General features: G+C 55.7%; 4 protein-coding genes and 1 pseudogene. All 5 read right to left on the bottom strand.

Annotated features, from left to right (window positions below):
* Window positions 1-27: 27 nt before the first annotated feature.
* A complete protein-coding gene (gene glyQ, locus Q0C48_RS12875) occupies window positions 28-912 on the bottom strand; it encodes a glycine--tRNA ligase subunit alpha (protein WP_291524987.1) in 885 nt (294 codons plus the stop codon).
* Window positions 913-1,001: 89 nt separating this feature from the next.
* Window positions 1,002-1,364, bottom strand: a complete 363-nt coding sequence (locus Q0C48_RS12880) for a roadblock/LC7 domain-containing protein (protein WP_113526460.1) — start codon at window positions 1,362-1,364, stop codon at window positions 1,002-1,004.
* Between the two features lie 51 nt (window positions 1,365-1,415).
* Window positions 1,416-2,054 (bottom strand): roadblock/LC7 domain-containing protein, encoded by a 639-nt coding sequence (locus Q0C48_RS12885; protein WP_291524992.1) that lies wholly within the window; start codon window positions 2,052-2,054, stop codon window positions 1,416-1,418.
* Window positions 2,051-2,617 (bottom strand): ATP/GTP-binding protein, encoded by a 567-nt coding sequence (locus Q0C48_RS12890; protein ID WP_291524994.1) that lies wholly within the window; start codon window positions 2,615-2,617, stop codon window positions 2,051-2,053. The genes Q0C48_RS12885 and Q0C48_RS12890 overlap by 4 nt, the downstream gene beginning before the upstream one ends.
* A 52-nt stretch (window positions 2,618-2,669) precedes the next feature.
* Window positions 2,670-3,398, bottom strand: a pseudogene (locus Q0C48_RS12895) (response regulator); the annotation flags it as partial.

The raw sequence follows: 3,398 nt of genomic DNA on the forward strand, positions 1-3,398 counted from the left end.
TCACAACCTAGTTCCAGCAGGAGATCTTCAGGCGCTGACATCTTGGCTCCGCAGTAAAGGATGACCCAGGGCGGCACGCGCTTCGGCATAGTTCTCGGCGACGCCACGGGCGAGAGTACGGACGCGACCGATGAATCGCGCGCGCTCGTTGACGCCGATGGCATGGCGGGCATCCAGCAGGTTGAAGGTGTGGGAGCAGTCCAGTATCCGTTCGTAGGCGGGTAGGGGGAGCTGCGCCGCCAGCAACGCACGGCAGTCTTTTTCTGCCTGGTCGAAGCGCTGGAAGAGGTCTTCTACCGGGGCCAGCTCAAAATTATAGCGGGATTGCTCCACTTCGTTCTGATGAAACACATCTCCGTAGAGGACGCCGGGGGTCCACACGAGGTCGTAAACACTTTCTACGCCCTGCAGGTACATGGCCAGCCGTTCCAGGCCATAAGTGACTTCGCCCATGACCGGATGACAATCCAAGCCACCCACCTGCTGGAAATAGGTGAACTGGGTGACTTCCATCCCATTCAGCCAGACTTCCCAGCCCAGACCCCAGGCACCCAGAGTTGGTGACTCCCAGTCATCTTCGACAAAACGGATATCCTGCACCCGGGAATCAATGCCAAGGGCCGCCAGCGATTCGAGGTAGAGTTCCTGCAGGTTCACCGGATTAGGTTTGAGCACCGCCTGAAACTGATAGTAGTGCTGGAGACGATTGGGATTATTCCCGTAACGGCCATCCGTGGGACGCCGGGAGGGCTGCACATAGGCGGCACGCCATGGTTCGGGGCCAATGGCCCGCAGGAAAGTGGCAGGGTGGAAGGTGCCGGCACCCACCGGCATATCCATGGGCTGGAGTAGAACACAGCCTTGATCGGCCCAGAAGCCTTGCAGCCGCTGGATGATTTCCTGGAAAGTCATACGGATCTCTGACAGAAGTTTCGCGCATTATGGCCCAATGCAACCAGTCCTGTGAAGGGCGCCTTCCTGCCTGCATGCCCGGAATGGCTTCAAAGCAGTTCGGCAATCCCCGCAGCCCCCCGCTTCGCGTCGAGAAATACCAGTCCAAGCTTCGCTTCTTTGCGCGCAATGACGGTTAAGACGGCATCCGGGCCAGCGTGAATAAGCAGGACGTAGCCGTTATCGCCCTTGATCATGACCTGTTCCAACTCGCCCCGCGCCAGTTCTACGGCAGTGCGGTCGCCCAGAGAAAGCATCGCCGCCGCCATGGCACCGACCCGGTCTTCATCCATGGTCGAAGAAAGCAGTGAGGCGATAGTGAGGCCGTCGGTAGAAATCACGGCTGAGGCCTCAATGTCCGCAGAAGACCCGTTCAGATCACTGAGGATGGATTTAAGCATTTCTTCACGCATTTTTGTTCTCCTGATGGCTTGATAATGAGAGTGTATGAAAGGGATATGGTTTTAGCGATAGCGTTTGTCTAGATCTTGTATCAGCGTAACGAATGATTGATTCTGCAGGCGGGGTGTACCGTTGACGACGAGCATGAAACGTTGCTGACCGATGAATAACGGCCAGAACCCCAGTTCAGAACGCCCCGCGGGATCGAGCAGTCCCCAGGTCTCGGTGTTGACACGCAGGTTGTTTTTCAGCAAACGGTCATGCCTGGACTGCAAGGAGAGCAGGTCTGCCGAAAGTCCGGCGAGTTCTTCTGCGGCTTCATGGGTGTAGCCGGCTGCGGCGAGATAAAAGCCATTTTCGTCGGCGAGGAGTGTCTTCTGTACATCGGAGAGTTGCGCGAGGAGGGGCGGTAACGCATCTTCCAGGCGTTTATCCTCTTGCTGACGTGGATGCGCGGTGCCCCGTAATAAACCCAGTCGTTGCAGGCGGAAAATGCTGCGCAAGGCCTCCTCTTCATTCGCAGACTGCGTCCAATGCTGTGCGGCCTTGATGCTAAAAGGGGCTCGGTGTCCTTCTCGTAAAATACGTAAAAGAACGGTCCGGTTTCCTTCCTGATCCGGACTGGATGTGGCATAAAAGGCCCCGGCTGGTGTCACTTCACCATAAAGATCAGCGCTGGTGGCGACCAGTTCGATACTCATAACTGATCCCCGATTCCAGGATCAATGGAGTAAAGAAGTGCCATAACCAGATTTTTAACGTCGTCCTTGTTACGACCATCCACTTCGAAAATCGGTGGAATGGGATTAAGCATCCGTAGATCAGCGGTCACTTCTGGGAGCATATTGACGTATGCTGCTATCTGGGGCTGCGCCTGGACATCCGTTTTTGAAACCCCGATGACTACCGGAACGTCGGCAATGAACTCTTTGAAGGCATGGAGAAAAAAGTGCAGATCTTTTTTCGGGTTAGGGCGGGTATTGTCCAGCATCAGGATGAGGCCCAGACCACCGGTGGTGAGAATGTCCCACATGAAATCGAAACGTTCCTGGCCAGGGGTGCCGTACAGGTGAATTTTAGTGCTCTCATCCAGCTTCAGTACGCCGTAATCCATCGCCACGGTGGTGTGACCTTTGCGATTCAGCGTCATATCCGAAGCCTGGGCGTCAGTGGAGATAATTGGAATATCTGACAATGCTGAAATGGCCGTTGTTTTGCCCACACCAACAGGACCGGTAAAGATAATTTTATTGTCTTCTCTCACAACGTGGCTCCTTCAATATGATTTTTGCCTAAGCGCTCTTTGCGTCCGCATTTTACAGCCCTGAAATGCGGGCAAGGAGACGGCCCAGGAAGCTTCTTTTGGCAGCGGGTATTTCTGCAGGCATTGGCGCATTGGGCGTCACTGGCTGGATGCGGTTATCGGGATTCTCTGCCGTGTTGTAGCGCAACAGTCCTAAGCTGTCTGCGGCTGCAAGAAAGTTGAAAAGATCATGAGGCTCGACGCGTAACATCTTCACCGTCAATGCCGGAGATGCCGGAGAACGGGCCAGAAAAGCCGCTAAGCGCAGTGCGTCAGGCAACATGGTGAGTCGCGTCAGGTTGGGCCATTGCTTCAATTGCACGGGGGCGTGGATTTGGAGGTTCTGGCTGAGACGCCCATCAGCCGTCCACGCACCCATTTGCCAGAGTAGAGACTGAAGGGTGAGGCGCCGTGTGGATGCATGAGCGGGAACGTCAGTGTTATTCGGGGCACGCATTTGCAGCCGCGGGTACTCTTCTCGCGCCAGCGATTTGAGATGCTCATCGTCCGACAGCAAGATGGCCTGATCAGCCATCGGGTCTAATCGCAGAATAACCTGTTGCTGGCTATCCACAATAATGGCTGACGACTGATCACGCCGGATAATCTGCAAAAGTCCCAGCAGACCCGCCTGAGGGTTGAAATGACGTATTTCTTCAGGGCGCAGTAGCGGAGCGGGACGTGGCGCAACGCCAGGCTTTGAAACAGATGGGGTTGCGGCGGCAGGCGATGGGGCAGGGGG

This window comes from Acidithiobacillus sp., assembly GCF_023255755.1.
GTDB lineage: Bacteria > Pseudomonadota > Gammaproteobacteria > Acidithiobacillales > Acidithiobacillaceae > Acidithiobacillus.

What these genes read in the sequence shown, in the direction of transcription:
- glyQ (WP_291524987.1), bottom strand. Translation starts at nt 912, where the DNA reads ATGACTTTCCAGGAAATCATCCAGCGGCTGCAAGGCTTCTGGGCCGAT.
- Q0C48_RS12880 (WP_113526460.1), bottom strand. Translation starts at nt 1,364, where the DNA reads ATGCGTGAAGAAATGCTTAAATCCATCCTCAGTGATCTGAACGGGTCT.
- Q0C48_RS12885 (WP_291524992.1), bottom strand. Translation starts at nt 2,054, where the DNA reads ATGAGTATCGAACTGGTCGCCACCAGCGCTGATCTTTATGGTGAAGTG.